This is a genomic window from Paraburkholderia sp. LEh10, assembly GCF_017814945.1.
Lineage (GTDB): Bacteria > Pseudomonadota > Gammaproteobacteria > Burkholderiales > Burkholderiaceae > Paraburkholderia.
The window spans coordinates 24,756-40,983 of record NZ_JAGIPX010000022.1 but is presented as its reverse complement, the minus strand read 5'-3'; the positions used below and the strand labels follow the sequence as shown (position 1 = coordinate 40,983).

The following is a 16,228-nucleotide window of genomic DNA, read 5'->3' as shown; positions in this document are numbered from 1 at the left end:
AGGAGACACGCATCATGAAACGCAGAATTTTCCTCACGCTGGCAGCCGCGGCGACGGCGGTGCTCTTCAACGGCCCTGTCGCGCAGGCCGCCGACCAGGTCAAGATCGGCTTCCTCGTGAAGCAGCCGGAAGAACCGTGGTTCCAGGACGAGTGGAAGTTCGCCGAGCAGGCAGCGAAGGAAAAGGGCTTCACGCTGGTGAAGATCGGCGCGCCGTCTGGCGAGAAGGTGATGAGCGCGATCGACAACCTCGCTGCGCAAAAGGCGCAGGGCTTCGTGATCTGCACGCCGGACGTGAAGCTCGGGCCCGGCATCGTCGCGAAGGCGAAGGCTGACGGCCTGAAGATGATGACGGTGGACGACCGCCTCGTCGACGGCTCGGGCAAGCCGATTGAATCTGTCCCGCACATGGGCATCTCGGCTTACAACATCGGCAAGCAGGTCGGCGAAGGCATCGCGGCTGAAATCAAGAAGCGCGGCTGGGACATGAAGGACGTCGGCGCGATCGACGTGACCTACGAACAGCTGCCGACGGCGCATGACCGCACCACGGGCGCCACCGACGCGCTGCTCGCCGCCGGTTTCCCGAAGGCCAACATCATCGCCGCGCCGCAAGCGAAGACCGACACGGAAAATGCGTTCAACGCAGCCAACATCGCGTTGACGAAGAACCCGCAGTTCAAGCACTGGGTCGCCTACGGCCTGAACGACGAAGCCGTGCTCGGCGCGGTGCGCGCAGCGGAAGGCCGCGGCTTCAAGGCAGACAACATGATCGGAGTCGGCATCGGCGGGGCGGACTCGGCTTTGAACGAGTTCAAGAAGCCGGCCCCGACGGGCTTCTTCGGCACTGTGATCATCAGCCCGAAGCGCCACGGCGAGGAAACCTCGGAACTGATGTACGCGTGGATCACGCAAGGCAAGGAACCGCCGAAGCTCACGCTGACGTCGGGCATGCTGGCCACGCGCGACAACGTCGGCGAAGTGCGTGAAAAGATGGGTCTCGCGGCGAAGTAAGCGCGGGATACGTGCGGGACGAAGGCGCGCGAATGCCGGTGAACGGCGCTCGCGCGCGTCATGGGTGCTGGCGCCTGCCGTCGCAAGCGCCGCGCGCATGACAGATGAACAGATGCGAAGCAGAAGAGGGCAAGCCGTCGTGCAGGTAACGCCGGACCACTGCGGAATGCACGAAGGCTCAATCGAAGCAAAAGGAGGCAAAGTGTCAGCGACGCTGCGTTTTGACAATATCGGCAAGGTGTTTCCAGGCGTGCGTGCGCTCGACGGAATTTCTTTCGACGTGCATGCGGGACAGGTGCATGGCCTGATGGGCGAAAACGGCGCGGGGAAATCGACCCTGCTGAAGATTCTGGGCGGTGAATATCAGCCCGACTCGGGCCGCGTGATGATCGACGGCAACGAAGTGCGCTTCGCGAATGCCGGCGCGTCGATTGCCGCGGGGATCGCGGTGATTCACCAGGAGCTGCAGTACGTGCCGGACCTGACGGTATCGGAGAACCTGCTGCTCGGACGCTTGCCGAACTCGATCGGCTTCGTGAAGAAGAACAATGCCAAGCGCTACGTGCGCGAGCAGCTTGCGGCGATGGGCGTCGATCTCGATCCGAACGCGAAGCTGCGCAAGCTCTCCATCGCGCAGCGGCAGATGGTCGAAATCTGCAAGGCGCTGATGCGCAACGCCCGCGTGATCGCGCTCGACGAACCGACGAGTTCGCTGTCGCACCGCGAGACGGAAGTGTTGTTCAAGCTCGTGCGCGATCTGCGCGCCGATAACCGCGCGCTGATCTACATCTCGCACCGGATGGACGAGATCTATCAATTGTGCGACGCGTGCACGATCTTCCGTGACGGCCGCAAGGTTGCGTCGCATCCGACGCTCGAAGGCGTGAGCCGCGACACGATCGTCAGCGAGATGGTCGGCCGCGAAATCTCGGACATCTACGGCTACCGGCCGCGCGAAATCGGCGAAGTGCGCTTCTCGGCGAAGAACATCGAGGGCCATGCGCTTGCCGAGCCAGCGAGCTTCGACGTGCGGCGCGGCGAGATCGTCGGCTTCTTCGGACTGGTGGGCGCGGGCCGCAGCGAACTGATGCACCTGGTCTACGGCGACGACCCGAAGAAGGGCGGCGAACTCGTGCTCGACGGCAAGCCGATCAAGGTAAAGAGCGCGGGCGAAGCGATCCGCCAGGGCATCGTGCTGTGCCCCGAAGACCGCAAGGAAGAAGGCATCGTCGCGATTGCGTCGGTGGCCGAGAACATCAACATCAGCTGCCGCCGTCACTATCTGAAGGCGGGGTTGTTTCTCGATCGCAAGAAGGAGGCCGAAACGGCCGACCGTTTCATCAAGCTGCTGAAGATCAAGACGCCGAGCCGCCGGCAGAAAATCCGCTTCCTGTCGGGCGGCAACCAGCAGAAGGCGATTCTGTCGCGCTGGCTCGCGGAGCCGGATCTGAGAGTCGTGATTCTCGACGAGCCGACGCGCGGCATCGACGTCGGCGCGAAGCACGAAATTTACAACGTGATTTATGAACTCGCCGAGCGCGGCTGCGCGATCGTGATGATTTCGTCGGAGCTGCCGGAAGTGCTGGGCGTGTCCGATCGCATCGTCGTAATGCGGCAGGGGCGCATTTCCGGCGAACTGCCGCGCAACGCCGCGACGGAGCAATCGGTGCTGAGCCTCGCGCTGCCGAAGAGTTCGACGACGGCGCAGGCGGCCTGAACGCAGCGCATCGCGTGAAACGAAGACAGCAAGTCATCTGTAACTGACGGAACCTGAAACAGTCCTGTAACCCGTGGGGAACGGGAGGAGTGAACCAAATGCAAGCCAGAGAAAACCTCGCGCAACAGGCCGCCAAGAGCGCCGCCGACGCGCTGATTCCGCAAGCCAGCGACAAGCAGAAGTGGTGGCAGCAGATCACGGAGTACAGCCTGATCGTGATCTTCGCCATCATGTTCATCACGATGTCGCTGACCGTCGATCACTTCTTCTCGATCGAGAACATGCTCGGCCTCGCGCTGTCGATCTCGCAGATCGGCATGGTCGCGTGCACGATGATGTTCTGTCTCGCGTCGCGCGACTTCGACCTGTCCGTCGGCTCGACGGTCGCGTTCGCCGGCGTGCTGTGCGCGATGGTGCTCAACGCGACGGGCAACACGTTTATCGCGATCGTCGCCGCAGTCGTCGCGGGTTCCGTGATCGGCTTCGTCAACGGCGCGGTGATCGCGTACCTGCGCATCAACGCGCTGATCACGACGCTCGCGACGATGGAAATCGTGCGTGGCCTCGGCTTCATCGTGTCGCACGGCCAGGCTGTCGGCGTGTCGTCGGATACGTTCATCGCGCTCGGCGGCCTGACGATGTTCGGCGTGTCGCTGCCCATCTGGGTCACGCTCGTGTGCTTCATCATGTTCGGCGTGATGCTCAACTCGACGGTCTATGGCCGCAACACGCTCGCGATCGGCGGCAATCCGGAAGCGTCGCGCCTCGCCGGTATCAACGTCGAGCGCACGCGCGTCTACATCTTCCTGATTCAAGGCGCGGTGACGGCGCTGGCGGGCGTGATCCTCGCATCGCGTATCACGTCGGGTCAGCCGAACGCCGCGCAAGGCTTCGAGCTGAACGTGATTTCGGCGTGCGTGCTCGGCGGCGTGTCGCTGCTCGGCGGACGTGCGACGATTTCGGGCGTCGTGATCGGCGTGCTGATCATGGGCACCGTCGAAAACGTGATGAACCTGCTGAACATCGACGCGTTCTACCAGTACCTCGTGCGCGGTGCGATCCTGCTCGCGGCGGTGCTGCTCGACCAGTTGAAGAACCGCGGCTCGCGCGACTAACGCGCGGCTGATTGTTCGTTACGCTCAATTCAGAAGAAGGAAACCGGACGATGTCGTCTCCCGCCAGCGCGAACGCGCGTGAAGCACACAGCGCCTATGCGCGCTATCCGAGCCTCGTGGACCGCACGGTGCTGATCACGGGCGGCGCGACGGGCATCGGCGCGTCGTTCGTCGAGCACTTCGTCGCGCAGGGCGCGCGCGTCGCGTTCTTCGATATCGATGAAACGGCGGGCGATGCGCGTGCCGACGAACTCGGCGATTCGCGTCACGAGCCGCTGTTTCTGCGCGTCGATCTGACCGATATCGACGCGCTGCGAAAGGCGATCGCCGACGTGCGCGCGGCGCTCGGCCCGATCGCGGTGCTGGTGAACAACGCGGCGAACGATGTGCGCCACAGGATCGAGGACGTCACGCCCGAGTCGTTCGACGCGGGCATTGCCGTCAACATCCGTCACCAGTTCTTCGCGGCGCAGGCCGTCGCTGAAGACATGAAGGCGGCCAAAAGCGGTTCGATCATCAATCTCGGCTCGATCAGCTGGATGCTGAAGAACGGCGGCTTCCCCGTGTACACGCTGTCGAAGTCCGCGGTGCAGGGGCTTACGCGCGGGCTCGCGCGCGATCTCGGTCCTTTCAACATCCGCGTGAATTCGCTGGTGCCGGGGTGGGTGATGACGGACAAGCAAAAGCGTCTGTGGCTCGACGACGCGGGGCGGCTCGCGATCAAGCAGGGCCAGTGCATCGACGCCGAGCTGCTGCCCGAAGATCTCGCGCGCATGGCGCTCTTCCTCGCCGCCGACGACAGCCGCATGATCACCGCTCAGGACATCATCGTCGACGGAGGCTGGGCATGAGCGAGGCGGCAAACAACATCCAGGCGGCGTTGCTCGTCGATTCGAAATGCACGCTCGGCGAAGGCGCGACGTGGGATGCGCGCAGCGGCCTTTTCTACTGGACGGATATTGAAGGCGCGCGCCTGTGGCGGTACGATCCGCGCGATGGGCGCAGTACGTTCTGGCCGATGCCGGAACGGCTCGCGACGTTCGCGCTGTGCGCAGATCCGCATTACATGCTGTTGGGTCTCGCATCGCGGCTTGCATTCTTCGACCTTGCAACGGGCCGGATCGAGCACATCGTCGACGTCGAAGCGGGGATGAATACGCGTGTCAACGACGGCCGTTGCGATCGTCAGGGCCGCTTCGTGTTCGGCACGAAGGACGAAGCGTCGCCCGTGCAGGCGATCGGCGGGTTTTACCGGCTGAATCACGATCTGTCGCTGGAGCGATTGCCATTGCCATCGCCCGCGATTTCGAACAGTATCGCGTTCAGTCCCGATGGCGCGACGATGTACTTCTGCGATTCGCCGACGCGAGAAATCCGCGCGTGTGATTACCACGCTAACGGCGACGTCACGAACGAGCGCCTGTTCGTGACGCTGAAGGATGCGACGGGTGAACCGGATGGTTCGACCGTCGATAGCGAAGGCGGCTTGTGGAACGCGCAGTGGGGCGGACGCCGCGTCGTGCGCTACGACGCCAACGGCGCGCAGACGCAGCGCGTCGATGTGCCGACCGCGCAGCCCAGTTGCGTCGCGTTGGGCGGCGCGCAGCTCGGCACGCTGTATGTGACGAGCGCGCGTGTCGGGCTCGATGCGCAGGCTCTCGCGGGCGATACACGCGCCGGTGGCGTATATGTCGCAACGCCGGGCCGGCGTGGCTTGCCGGAGCCGGTGTTCCAGGGCTCGCCTGCGGCGCTCGCGCCGAACCGGAGTGCGTAGCGAGCAGGGATAGTCACAGGCAGTCTAAGCAGGTGTTCGAAGGAAGCATCTGGAGCAGGGCAGTTCGCGCCCCGAAGGAACGCTCGTTGGGGCACAGCATGCAGCAAAGACCCAAGAGGCGGCCGGTTTGCCGCGCCGCCCGCATAAGCAGCCATCTTTTTCAGAAGCGCCGGTGGCGATGTTCGATGCCTCTCATGGGAGCTTGATATGACTGTTGCGAATTCCGCTGTCCCATCTTCTCCACAGTCTCGCGCGCGGCGAGCGCGGCTTGCGGCCGCCGTGCAGCCCGTGCTGGCCGGGCCGAGCACGTCCGCGGTGGCGGTCGGCGCGGCGAGCGCGGGCGACGTCGCGTGCGTGACGCTCGCCAATTCGCTATTGAGGCTCGATGTCGCGCCGTCGCTGGGCGGCGGCATCACGCGCTTCGACTTCCGCAACGACGGCACGCTTGTTCCCGTGTTCAGGCGCTGCCGCCAGGTCGATGCGCAGACCGACGCGAACGATCTCGCCTGTTATTCGCTGCTGCCGTATTCGAACCGGATCGGCGGCGGACAGTTCAGGCTGGGCGAGCGCGCGATCGACGTGCCGTGCAATCGCGCGGGTGAACGGCTGCCGATCCACGGCGACGGCTGGCTCGCGAAGTGGGACATCGCGGCGGCTGATCCCGAAAGCGTGACGCTGACGCTCGACCGGCGCGACGGCAAGCCCTACGCATATCGCGCGACGCAGACTTACGCGCTGGAAGGCTCGACGCTCGTGATCACGCTCGAAGTCGAAAACACGGGGCGCGATGCGATGCCGTTCGGCCTCGGCGTGCATCCGTTTCTCGTGCGCGACGCCGATACGCAGTTGTCGGCGGCAGCGGCGGGCTTATGGCTGTCGGGCGACGATTGGCTGCCCGTGCGCCATGTGCCCGTGCCGCCCGCATGGCAGTTCGGCGTTGCGTATCCGTTGCCGCGCACGGTGGTCAATCACGCGTTCACCGGGTGGAGCGGACATGCAACGGTGGTATGGCCGAAGCGTCGGCTGTCGCTGACGGTATCGGCGAACACCGAGTACTACATTCTTTACACGCCGACATCGAAAGACTTCTTCTGCTTCGAACCCGTCGATCACCCGATCAACGCGATGAACCTGCCGGGCGGCGCAGCCGCCAACGGCATGACGATGCTCGCGCGCGGCGAGCGGCTTGCACGGTCGTTCAGCTTCACTGTCGAGCGCACCGGGCTGCGCGCGATGGCGGGCGGGCGCGCGGCGAGGCGCGGGCAGTAAGGGCCGCAGATCCTATGGCATAACGGTTGCGCGCCATGCGCCAGGGCGGGCGGGCGCCCGGCGGCGCGGTAAAATACGCGCCTCATCAGTCACTGGCGCGCCGCGAGATTTCCTATGTCCTCATTCATCCAGACGCTCAACCACGCATGGCACACGACGAATTCGCTGCTGTGCGTCGGTCTCGATCCTGAGCCGTCGAAGTTTCCCGGTGCGTACGTGAACCGTTCGGACGCGATCTTCGATTTCTGCAAGAAAATCGTCGATGCGACCGCGCCGTATGCGTCATCGTTCAAGCCGCAGATCGCGTACTTCGCCGCGCATCGCGCCGAGGATCAGCTGGAGCAGCTGATTGCGCACATTCATCTGAAGCATCCGGGCCTGCCCGTGATTCTCGACGCGAAGCGCGGAGACATCGGCAGCACGGCCGAGCAATACGCGCGCGAGGCCTTCGACCGCTATCGCGCGGACGCCGTCACGGTGAATCCGTATATGGGCTTCGATTCGATCGAGCCGTATCTGGAGCATGACGGCAAGGGCGTGATCGTGTTGTGCCGCACGTCGAATCCCGGCGGGTCGGACCTGCAGTTCCTCGAGGCGGGCGGCCGTCCGTTGTATCAGACCGTCGCGGAACTGGCGGCGCAAAAGTGGAACATCAAGGGCCAACTGGGTCTCGTGGTCGGCGCGACGTTTCCGAAGGAAATCGAAGCCGTGCGCGGGATCGTCGGCGACATGCCGCTGCTGATTCCGGGCATCGGCGCGCAGGGCGGCGACGTCGAGGCGACCGTGAAGGCGGGCCGCACGGCGGCGGGCACGGGCATGCTGATCAATTCGTCGCGCGCGATCCTGTACGCGGGCAACGGCGACGACTGGACGCAAGCCGCGGCGCAGGCGGCGCAGGACACGCGTGACAAGATCAACGCGTTCCGTTGATCGTCGAGGACGGACGGGTTCGTGCGTCGAGCGCGTCTGTGTTGGCAGCGTGCTTAACCAGCCGGTCCGAGCCTGACGATCAGATCACGATGCTCGGGAAATGCTTTCAGCAGCGCATCGACGGCGGCGATCTCGAACTCGCTGAACTCGAAACCAGGTGCAACCGTGCAGCCGACGAGCGCAACGCTCGCCGTGTCATCGCACTGGGCGGCGAACCACCGGCCGGATCGCACGACGGCCTGAAACACGCAATCGCCGTGTTCGAGCGCATTGCCCAGCCGATGAACGGTGAGCGAGCCGTCGTCTTCGAGCACGTAGACATTGAGCGGATCGCCGGCATGGAAATGCCAGACTTCGTCTGACTTGATCCGATGCCAGGTCGAGTGCGCGCCATCGCAGAGGAGGTAGTAGATGGCGGTGGATGCGCTGCGGAGGTCGGCGGACCCGTCGCGTCGCACGGAATCCGAAGCGCGATAGGTTTCGCGAAAGAACCCGCCTTCGGGATGGGGCTGAAGGCCGAAGCGGCGGATCAGCTCGTCGCGGGCGAGATGGACAGGTTTCGCGGCCATGCGCGTTCTCAGCGTTCCCGCTCTTCGAGCAAAATGAGCAGCCCGCGCAGCGCATGCGTCGCGGCCTGAACCCTGACACGCTCGCGGTCGCCCTTGAACACGAGCGTCTCGACGACGGTATGAAGCCGGTTGCTCCATCCAAAGCACACCATGCCGACAGGCTTGGTCTCCGTGCCACCGCCGGGCCCCGCCACGCCCGTAACGGAAAGCGCGACCTGCGCGCGCGAATTCCTCAAAGCCCCTTCGACCATCGCCCGCGCAACGGGCTCGGACACGGCCCCGTGCTTGTCGATGAGATCGGCCGGGACGCCGATCATCTCGCTCTTGGCCTGATTGGAGTACGTGACGAAGCCGCGCTCGAACCAGCCGCTACTGCCGGAAATATCGGTGATGGCCGTTGCGACCATCCCGCCCGTGCATGATTCAGCTGTGGCGAGCATCAGCCGCTCGTCGCGCAGACGGTTGCCGACGCGAATGGCGAGTTGGTGAACGACGGAATCGGTAGCCATGCTGGACTCTGAGTGAGAGAAACGCCGGAAGCACGAAAAGATCAGACCGACATTCGCCACAGCGCAATCACGAGCAACGTGAAGAACGCCGCGACGAGATCGTCGAACATGATGCCAAAGCCGCCTTTCAGTCGACGGTCGAAGTATCCGATAGGCGGCGGCTTCACCATGTCGAAGAAGCGGAAGACGATGAACGCCCACAACTGACCGGTGAAGTCGGCGGGCGTCACCATCAGCAGCACGAGCCAGAATGCGACGATCTCGTCCCACACGACGGGCGACGGATCGCCGATGCCGAGCTTGTTCGCGGTGAAGTTGCAGATGCCAATGCCGGCGACGAAACCGCCCGCGATCAGAATGCCCCATTCGAGCACGGTCAGCCGCGCGCTGAACGCAGCGAACGACGCCCATGCGAACAGCGTGCCGACGGTGCCCGGCGCAACCGGCGACAGGCCGCTGCCGAAACCCAGCGACAAGATATGGAACGGGTGTGACAGCATGAAGCGCGCGGTCGCACGCCGGGGCCTGGGCGCGCGCGGCTGGCCTTGCGGCGCGCCGCTTGTCGTTCCGTCAGGGGTCCCGTTGGCCGATGCGCTGGATGGTCCGCCGGGTTGTCCGCCCGTTGGCGCGTCGGAGAAGTTGCCGGACGGGCCAAGCGAGGTTTCATTCTGCATGGAAATGGTCGAAGCCTTGCAAGGTCAATGTGAGTGGAGCGCCCGATGCGTCGTGCCACGAGATTGCGGGCGCGGTGCCCGCCGCATCGAGGGGAGTTATTGTACCGACGCGCGTCACGGGAACGCTCGCCTGTTGACCTGCCGCAACGACGGCGTCACGCGCGGACGGCGGCGCGGTGAAGCACAGTTCGTAGTCGTCGCCGCCCGCGACGGCGCAGCGGCGCTGGATGTCGGCGGAAAGACGGCGCAGCGCGTCCGAGCGCGGCAGCGCGTCGGCATCGACGGACGCGTTCAGGCGCGAGCGCTCGAGAATGTGCATCAGGTCACCGGCCAGGCCGTCCGAAATGTCGAGCGCGGCGCGTGCGACGCCGCGCAATGCGAGGCCCAGCGCGATGCGCGGTTCGGGCAGCTCCATGGCGCGCCGGAATGCCGCAGCGTCGCCGGAATCGGCGGACCACTCGCCGCGCTGCACACCGAGGCTCGCGCGCGCGTCGCCCAACATGCCCGACACCCAGATGTCGTCGCCCGGCTGCGCGGCGTCGCGGCGCAGCGCGGTTTGCGGCGGCACCGAACCGAACACTGTGATGCACAGATTGAGCGGGCCGCCCGTCGTATCGCCGCCAATCAGCTCGCAGCCGTGGCGTTCGGCCAATTCGAACAGGCCCTCGCTGAAAGCGGCCAGCCATGCGGCGTCGGCCCTCGGCAACGAGAACGCGAGTGTGAATGCCTGTGGCTTCGCGCCCATCGCCGCGAGGTCCGACAGGTTAACCGCGAGCGCCTTGTGGCCGAGCGCTTTCGGATCGACATCAGGAAAGAAGTGGCGGCCTTCCACCAGCATGTCCGTCGACACGGCAAGCATCTCGCCCGTCGGTGGCGAAAGCAGCGCGCAATCATCACCGATTCCCAGAGCAGCGCCTTGAGGGTAAGACGAAGCCGAAGCGCGGCGTGCGAAGAATCGGTCGATCAGTGAAAACTCTGAAAGCATAAATGGGCGTGAGAGGGCGAAAGGCAGCGCACGCGAATGGGATCGATGCGCCTAACAAACGCTAACAGGAAGCTAACACGACGCTAAAGGCGCGCATTCCAGTCGTCGCATTGCCTGACGCAAAACGGGACGCGTTCCTTTCACGCTGTTTCTGTCGCGGCAGTTGCACCTGGATTGCAGGGTTCGACTTTTGGGATTGGCGCTACAATGCCGTCGAACATCTATTCTAATCCGCACTTCCAAGTCCGCTTATGTCGACTCCCGTCAATACCAAACTCCGCGAAGCCGCTCTCGACTACCACGAATTCCCGACCCCCGGGAAGATCGCGATCGCCCCGACGAAGCAGATGATCAACCAGCGCGACCTCGCGCTGGCGTACTCGCCGGGCGTTGCGTTCGCGTGCGAGGCGATCGTCGAAGATCCGCTGAATGCCGCGCGCTTCACGGCGCGCAGCAACCTGGTCGGCGTCGTGTCGAACGGCACGGCGGTGCTCGGCCTCGGCAATATCGGGCCGCTCGCGTCGAAGCCCGTCATGGAAGGCAAGGCCGTCCTGTTCAAGAAGTTTGCCGGCATCGACGTATTCGACATCGAGCTGAACGAGTCGGACCCGCACAAGCTGGTCGACGTGATCGCCGCGCTGGAGCCGACCTTCGGCGGCATCAATCTCGAAGACATCAAGGCGCCCGACTGCTTCATCGTCGAGCGCGAATGCCGCAAGCGGATGAAGATTCCCGTGTTCCACGACGACCAGCACGGCACGGCGATCGTCGTCGCAGCGGCCGTCACGAACGGTCTGAAGGTGGTCGGCAAGAGCATCGAGAAAGTCAAGCTGGTCGCCTCGGGAGCGGGCGCCGCGTCGCTCGCGTGTCTGAACCTGCTGGTGGATCTGGGGCTGCCGCTCGAAAACATCTACGTGACGGATCTCGCCGGCGTGGTCTACAAGGGCCGCACGGAGCTGATGGACCCGGACAAGGAGCGTTTCGCGCGTGAGACGGATGCGCGCACGCTGTCGGAAGTGATCGACGGCGCGGACGTGTTCCTCGGCCTGTCGGCGGGCGGCGTGCTGAAGCAGGACATGGTCAGGCAGATGGCCGAAAAGCCGCTGATTCTGGCGCTCGCCAACCCGACGCCGGAAATACTGCCGGAGCTCGCGCTGGAAGTGCGCCCGGATGCCGTGATCGCGACGGGCCGCACCGACTATCCGAACCAGGTCAACAACGTCCTTTGCTTCCCGTTCATTTTCCGTGGCGCGCTCGACGTCGGCGCGACGGTTATCACGAAGGAAATGGAAATCGCCGCGGTCAACGCGATCGCGGAACTGGCGCGTCAGGAACAATCTGACATCGTCGCGACCGCGTATGGGATTCAGGATCTGTCGTTCGGTCCGGAATACCTGATTCCGAAGCCCTTCGATCCGCGCCTGATCGTCAAGATCGCGCCAGCCGTCGCGCAAGCCGCGATGGATTCGGGCGTCGCGACGCGTCCGATTGAGGACATGGAAGCGTACAAGCAGCATTTGCAGCAGTTCGTCTACCACAGCGGCACGACGATGAAGCCGATCTTCCAGCTCGCGCGCGGCGTCGAACCGGAGAAGAAGCGGATCGTGTTCGCGGAGGGCGAGGAAGAGCGCGTGCTGCGCGCGGTGCAGATCGTCGTCGACGAAAAGCTCGCCAAGCCGATCCTGATCGGCCGCCCGGCCGTCGTCGAGCAGCGCATCGCGAAGTATGGCCTGCGTCTCGTCAACGGGCAGGATTACACGATCGTCAACACGGACCACGACGAGCGCTATCGCGACTTCTGGCAGACGTATCACAAGATGATGTGCCGCAAGGGCTTCACCGAGCAGATGGCGAAGCTGGAAATGCGCCGTCGCACGACGCTGATCGGCTCGATGCTGGTGAAAAAGGGGCATGCAGATGGCATGATCTGCGGCACGGTCAGCACGACGCATCGCCACCTGCACTTCATCGACCAGGTGATCGGCAAGAAGGACGGCGCGAAGGTCTATGCGGCGATGAACGCGCTCGTGTTGCCGGGACGTCAGATCTTCCTCGTCGATACGCATGTGAACGTCGATCCGACGGCGGAAGAACTGGCCGAAATCACGATCATGGCCGCCGACGAAGTACGGCGCTTTGGCATCGAGCCGAAGATCGCGCTGGTGTCGCACTCGAACTTCGGTACGAGCAATGCGCCCTCTGCACAGAAAATGCGCGATGTGCTGGCAATTTTGCAGGAACGCGCGCCGTATTTGCAGGTCGACGGCGAAATGCACGGCGACCTCGCGCTCGACGCGAACCTGCGCCGCGAGATTCTCGCCGAGTCGACGCTGGAAGGCGACGCGAACTTGCTGGTGCTGCCGAACATCGACGCCGCGAATATCTCGTACAACCTTCTGAAGACGGCGGCGGGCAATAACATCGCGATCGGGCCGATCCTGCTGGGCGCGGCGCAGCCGGTCCACGTGCTGACGCCGTCCGCGACGGTTCGCCGGATCGTCAACATGACGGCGCTGCTGGTCGCCGACGTGAACGCGGCACGTTAAGTTTGCCGATGCGCGCGCAGGCTAGAGGTTTTTTAGCCTGTTCGGGCTAAAAAAGAGGCGTGCCCGCAACGGGCACGCCTTCCGAGCAGTGGCTGGGGATTAGCCATCCCGCAAAAAGGCCGACGCTTGACTTGATTTTTACTGCATGCAGTCCGGACGACGAGGCATGAAAGTCGTCCAACATCGTGCCTCAGAGATAAGTTTATCTCGCTCGAGATAAATTCTGCGTCAAGAATTGTAAAAACCGACTTCGACGGCGAGCCGTTTCGCCCGGGCGGCCTTTTGTCCGACGAATGAACGTTGATTCCAAAAGACATTAGCGATACCCTTACGACTTTCGTGCGACACGCGTCGCATCGACTGGACGGCGAAAGCCGTCCCATATGCGTGGCACCTTGATGCCACCCCTGTGAAGTAAGCGATACCTAGTGCTGCTTGTTAGGAATCGCTGCCGTGAATATTGGTCGGCGTCCGCGCCGGTCAATTTGATTGCATTGACCTGATTACCGTCAGGTTCCGCCCAGTTAGCGGCTTCAACTCCGCTAACCAAGCGGATTGGAGTATGTGATACCTGCGTCCGAGTTTGGACGTGGTTCGGCACAAGTCGAGCGCAAAGCTCGGCGTGTCATTGTTCGCCTTCGCGAGATGTAGGAGCGAAGCAGAGAACCTGCTATGCGACTAGCAGTAGCCTAAGAAGACATGCGCCACTGGCAACGGTGGGGTGTGAAGCTCTTCTGACAATGAAGCCCCCGGACGTTTCGGGCAGGCGAGTGCCGCGAGGTACCCGTCTGGTAATCCTCAGCAGCAGGGGATTCGGAGCTAGGCTGGCTGATATGGTCAACGTATGTGAATCACTGATAAACCTCGTGATAAGGAAAGTGCCAACTGCTGCTGGGCACTAACCAAAATGGTGTGCGGTCGGCTACCCCGCTGAAAGTTCGGGTTACGTCGCCAACAGACCGCCGGGGAATAGGTGGGACCTACGTCAGTCGTGTGACATGCCGGGAACGTGGTAAGCCCGTATCGTTGCCAGTGCAGGAGGGCTGGCAGGCGGACCGCAAGGAACGCTGTTGACGGTGCGGGTATGGGAGGACGGAGAAAGCGAATGCCGGGCTGTAATGGTCCGGATAGGGGTTGAGACATTACCTCACGCGATAAGCGGGCAGACTTCCGTCTGGTCTACCGTCGCAAGACGGCTGATTACCCTCGGCTGGAAAGTGATTGTTGATGGGCTTCCGGACCATCAACGTACGTTTTTAACCCCCTTGCGGGAGCAGATCGCTCCCGCAAGGGGTGGTCTGGTCTCCGCTCGGGTTTCACTTCATCGAGCAGGAGAGCAGCATGAGAGTATCTGTCCGAAAGGATAGATCTGCGCTTTCCCACGCGCCGAACAACTGGCACGCCGTCGATTGGCGTCGGGTTGAACGGAACGTGAGAGGGATGCAGATTCGAATTGCGAAGGCGACGCGGGAAAGCGATTGGCGCAGGGTGAAAACTCTGCAACGGATGCTGACCCGCACGTTGTCCGCAAAGCTATATGCGGTACGACGTGTTACGCAAAACCAGGGTGCGCGAACGGCGGGAGTCGATCGCGAGCTATGGGATTCGCCTGAAAGCCGATGGGAAGCTGTCGGCAGGTTGAAGCGGCGTGGATACAGACCCCTGCCACTACGGAGGGTCTTTATCCCCAAGGCCAATGGGAAGGAGCGCCCTCTGGGTATCCCGACGATGCGGGACAGGGCGATGCAGGCTCTTTATCTGCTGGCATTGGAGCCGGTGTCGGAATCGACGAGCGATCCGAACTCATATGGGTTCAGGCTTAACCGCTCGACGGCCGACGCAAAGAGTCAGATATTTGTTTGCACGTCCAAGAAGGCCTCGGCCCAATGGATACTGGAAGCAGATATCAAGGGCTGCTTTGACCACATCAACCACGACTGGCTGGAGCACCACGTCCCTATGGACGCGGAGATCCTGCGGAAATGGTTGAAGGCTGGCCTGATTTACAAGGGTCAGCTGCAGGCGACTGAGGCCGGTACGCCGCAGGGAGGGATCATCTCCCCGACGCTGGCTAACGTGACGCTGAACGGGCTTGAACCTGAACTACTGAAGCACCTTCGTGCCCGGTATGGAGTGGTTAAAGCCTCGAAGCTGAAAGTGAATGTGGTGCGATACGCGGATGACTTCGTGATCACTGGCAATTCGAAGGAGTTGCTGGAAAACGAGGTGAAACCTTGGGTGGAAGCATTCCTTGACGTTCGAGGACTGCGACTATCGGAGGAGAAAACGCGGGTCACTCACATTGATGACGGCTTCGACTTCCTGGGGTGGAATTTCCGGAAGTATTCGGGAAAGCTGCTCATCAAGCCAAGCAAGAAGAACGTGAAAGCGTTCTATCGCAAGGTGGCGGAAACGATCAGTGGCAACAAGGAGGCGACTCAGGAAGGTCTGATCCTTCTGTTGAATCCGATGTTGCGAGGCTGGGCGCAGTATCACAGCCCCGTCGTGGCCAAGCAGGCGTACAGCCGCATGGAGCATCTGGTTTTCAAGAGGCTCTGGCGGTGGTGCAGGCGCCGGCATCCACAGAAGAATGCCAGGTGGGTACGAAAGAAGTACTTTCACACAGTTGGCAAACGGACGTGGGTATTCGGCGCGCCGATAGCGGAAGACGATGGCAGTACTTGGTTGCTGGAATTGTTCCGGCCGAGTAGTACGCCGGTTCGGCGGACCAAGAAAGTAGCGGGTGAATACAATCCCTTCGATGTCAGATGGGAGCAATACGGTGAGACGCTGCGTCAGGAGCGGATGTGGCTTTCCAAGCGCTACCGTAAACAATGGGTCTCGCTGTACATGTCGCAGAACGGACTTTGTGCGCACTGCGGACAAGCCTTGACGGAAGAAACGGGCTGGCACGATCATCATTTGACGTATCGGATGCTGGGCGGGTCAGACGCTATTTCCAATCGAGCGTTGCTTCACCCGGACTGCCACCGCCAGGTACATGCTGGTAAACTTGCGGTGACTAAGCCGGTTCTGCTATAAGCGGGATTTTGTATGTAGGCTTGAGCTGTATGCGGGGAAACTCGCACGTACAGTTCTTCGGGGGCCCCTGATCCGAAAGGAAAGG

At 62.8% G+C, this 16,228-nt stretch carries 13 protein-coding genes; 9 read left to right on the top strand and 4 right to left on the bottom strand.

Annotated features, from left to right (window positions below; translation table 11 throughout):
* Positions 1 to 14 precede the first annotated feature (14 nt).
* From J8I87_RS19465 to pyrF, 7 genes are all read left to right on the top strand, one after another.
* Positions 15 to 1,013 (top strand): arabinose ABC transporter substrate-binding protein, encoded by a 999-nt coding sequence (locus tag J8I87_RS19465; RefSeq protein WP_209933380.1) that lies wholly within the window; start codon positions 15 to 17, stop codon positions 1,011 to 1,013.
* A 202-nt stretch (positions 1,014 to 1,215) separates the two neighbouring features.
* Complete coding sequence (gene araG / locus J8I87_RS19460) at positions 1,216 to 2,730, top strand: L-arabinose ABC transporter ATP-binding protein AraG (protein ID WP_209933378.1); 1,515 nt, start codon at positions 1,216 to 1,218, stop codon at positions 2,728 to 2,730.
* 98 nt (positions 2,731 to 2,828) lie between these two features.
* On the top strand, positions 2,829 to 3,845 hold the full coding sequence (gene araH / locus J8I87_RS19455; protein ID WP_209933377.1) for an L-arabinose ABC transporter permease AraH: 1,017 nt from the start codon (positions 2,829 to 2,831) through the stop codon (positions 3,843 to 3,845).
* Between the two features lie 50 nt (positions 3,846 to 3,895).
* A complete protein-coding gene (locus tag J8I87_RS19450) occupies positions 3,896 to 4,696 on the top strand; it encodes an SDR family NAD(P)-dependent oxidoreductase (RefSeq protein WP_209933376.1) in 801 nt (266 codons plus the stop codon).
* A complete protein-coding gene (locus J8I87_RS19445) occupies positions 4,693 to 5,619 on the top strand; it encodes an SMP-30/gluconolactonase/LRE family protein (RefSeq protein ID WP_209933375.1) in 927 nt (308 codons plus the stop codon). Before J8I87_RS19450 ends, J8I87_RS19445 begins: the two co-directional genes overlap by 4 nt.
* Before the next feature lie 207 nt (positions 5,620 to 5,826).
* On the top strand, positions 5,827 to 6,888 hold the full coding sequence (locus J8I87_RS19440; RefSeq protein ID WP_209933374.1) for an aldose 1-epimerase: 1,062 nt from the start codon (positions 5,827 to 5,829) through the stop codon (positions 6,886 to 6,888).
* Between the two features lie 114 nt (positions 6,889 to 7,002).
* A complete protein-coding gene (gene pyrF, locus J8I87_RS19435) occupies positions 7,003 to 7,818 on the top strand; it encodes an orotidine-5'-phosphate decarboxylase (RefSeq protein WP_209933373.1) in 816 nt (271 codons plus the stop codon).
* A 53-nt stretch (positions 7,819 to 7,871) separates the two neighbouring features.
* Here pyrF and J8I87_RS19430 read toward each other — a convergent pair whose 3' ends face one another.
* The 4 genes from J8I87_RS19430 to thiL are packed head-to-tail and all read right to left on the bottom strand — an operon-like array spanning position 7,872 to position 10,555.
* Positions 7,872 to 8,387, bottom strand: coding sequence for a cupin domain-containing protein (locus tag J8I87_RS19430; protein ID WP_209933371.1), 516 nt, complete (start codon positions 8,385 to 8,387; stop codon positions 7,872 to 7,874).
* Between the two features lie 8 nt (positions 8,388 to 8,395).
* The gene (locus J8I87_RS19425) at positions 8,396 to 8,896 is read right to left on the bottom strand and encodes a CinA family protein (protein ID WP_209933370.1); all 501 of its coding nucleotides are present in this window, start codon (positions 8,894 to 8,896) and stop codon (positions 8,396 to 8,398) included.
* Between the two features lie 41 nt (positions 8,897 to 8,937).
* The gene (locus tag J8I87_RS19420) at positions 8,938 to 9,570 is read right to left on the bottom strand and encodes a phosphatidylglycerophosphatase A (protein WP_209933369.1); all 633 of its coding nucleotides are present in this window, start codon (positions 9,568 to 9,570) and stop codon (positions 8,938 to 8,940) included.
* Positions 9,560 to 10,555 (bottom strand): thiamine-phosphate kinase, encoded by a 996-nt coding sequence (gene thiL / locus J8I87_RS19415; RefSeq protein ID WP_209933368.1) that lies wholly within the window; start codon positions 10,553 to 10,555, stop codon positions 9,560 to 9,562. Before thiL ends, J8I87_RS19420 begins: the two co-directional genes overlap by 11 nt.
* Positions 10,556 to 10,806: 251 nt before the next feature.
* Here thiL and J8I87_RS19410 point away from each other — a divergent pair, with 251 nt between their 5' ends.
* Both J8I87_RS19410 and ltrA read left to right on the top strand, forming a co-directional pair.
* Positions 10,807 to 13,101: an NADP-dependent malic enzyme gene (locus J8I87_RS19410; RefSeq protein WP_209933367.1), complete on the top strand. Its 2,295-nt coding sequence runs from the start codon at positions 10,807 to 10,809 to the stop codon at positions 13,099 to 13,101.
* A 1,341-nt stretch (positions 13,102 to 14,442) separates the two neighbouring features.
* Positions 14,443 to 16,143 carry a group II intron reverse transcriptase/maturase gene (gene ltrA, locus J8I87_RS19405; RefSeq protein WP_209933366.1) on the top strand — a complete coding sequence of 567 codons (1,701 nt, stop codon included), beginning with the start codon at positions 14,443 to 14,445 and terminating at the stop codon, positions 16,141 to 16,143.
* Positions 16,144 to 16,228 lie beyond the last annotated feature (85 nt).

Coding starts and splice junctions, on each gene's coding strand:
- J8I87_RS19465 (WP_209933380.1), top strand. CDS start 15: ATGAAACGCAGAATTTTCCTCACGCTGGCAGCCGCGGCGACGGCGGTG.
- araH (WP_209933377.1), top strand. CDS start 2,829: ATGCAAGCCAGAGAAAACCTCGCGCAACAGGCCGCCAAGAGCGCCGCC.
- J8I87_RS19450 (WP_209933376.1), top strand. CDS start 3,896: ATGTCGTCTCCCGCCAGCGCGAACGCGCGTGAAGCACACAGCGCCTAT.
- J8I87_RS19445 (WP_209933375.1), top strand. CDS start 4,693: ATGAGCGAGGCGGCAAACAACATCCAGGCGGCGTTGCTCGTCGATTCG.
- J8I87_RS19440 (WP_209933374.1), top strand. CDS start 5,827: ATGACTGTTGCGAATTCCGCTGTCCCATCTTCTCCACAGTCTCGCGCG.
- pyrF (WP_209933373.1), top strand. CDS start 7,003: ATGTCCTCATTCATCCAGACGCTCAACCACGCATGGCACACGACGAAT.
- J8I87_RS19430 (WP_209933371.1), bottom strand. CDS start 8,387: ATGGCCGCGAAACCTGTCCATCTCGCCCGCGACGAGCTGATCCGCCGC.
- J8I87_RS19425 (WP_209933370.1), bottom strand. CDS start 8,896: ATGGCTACCGATTCCGTCGTTCACCAACTCGCCATTCGCGTCGGCAAC.
- J8I87_RS19420 (WP_209933369.1), bottom strand. CDS start 9,570: ATGCAGAATGAAACCTCGCTTGGCCCGTCCGGCAACTTCTCCGACGCG.
- thiL (WP_209933368.1), bottom strand. CDS start 10,555: ATGCTTTCAGAGTTTTCACTGATCGACCGATTCTTCGCACGCCGCGCT.
- J8I87_RS19410 (WP_209933367.1), top strand. CDS start 10,807: ATGTCGACTCCCGTCAATACCAAACTCCGCGAAGCCGCTCTCGACTAC.
- ltrA (WP_209933366.1), top strand. CDS start 14,443: ATGAGAGTATCTGTCCGAAAGGATAGATCTGCGCTTTCCCACGCGCCG.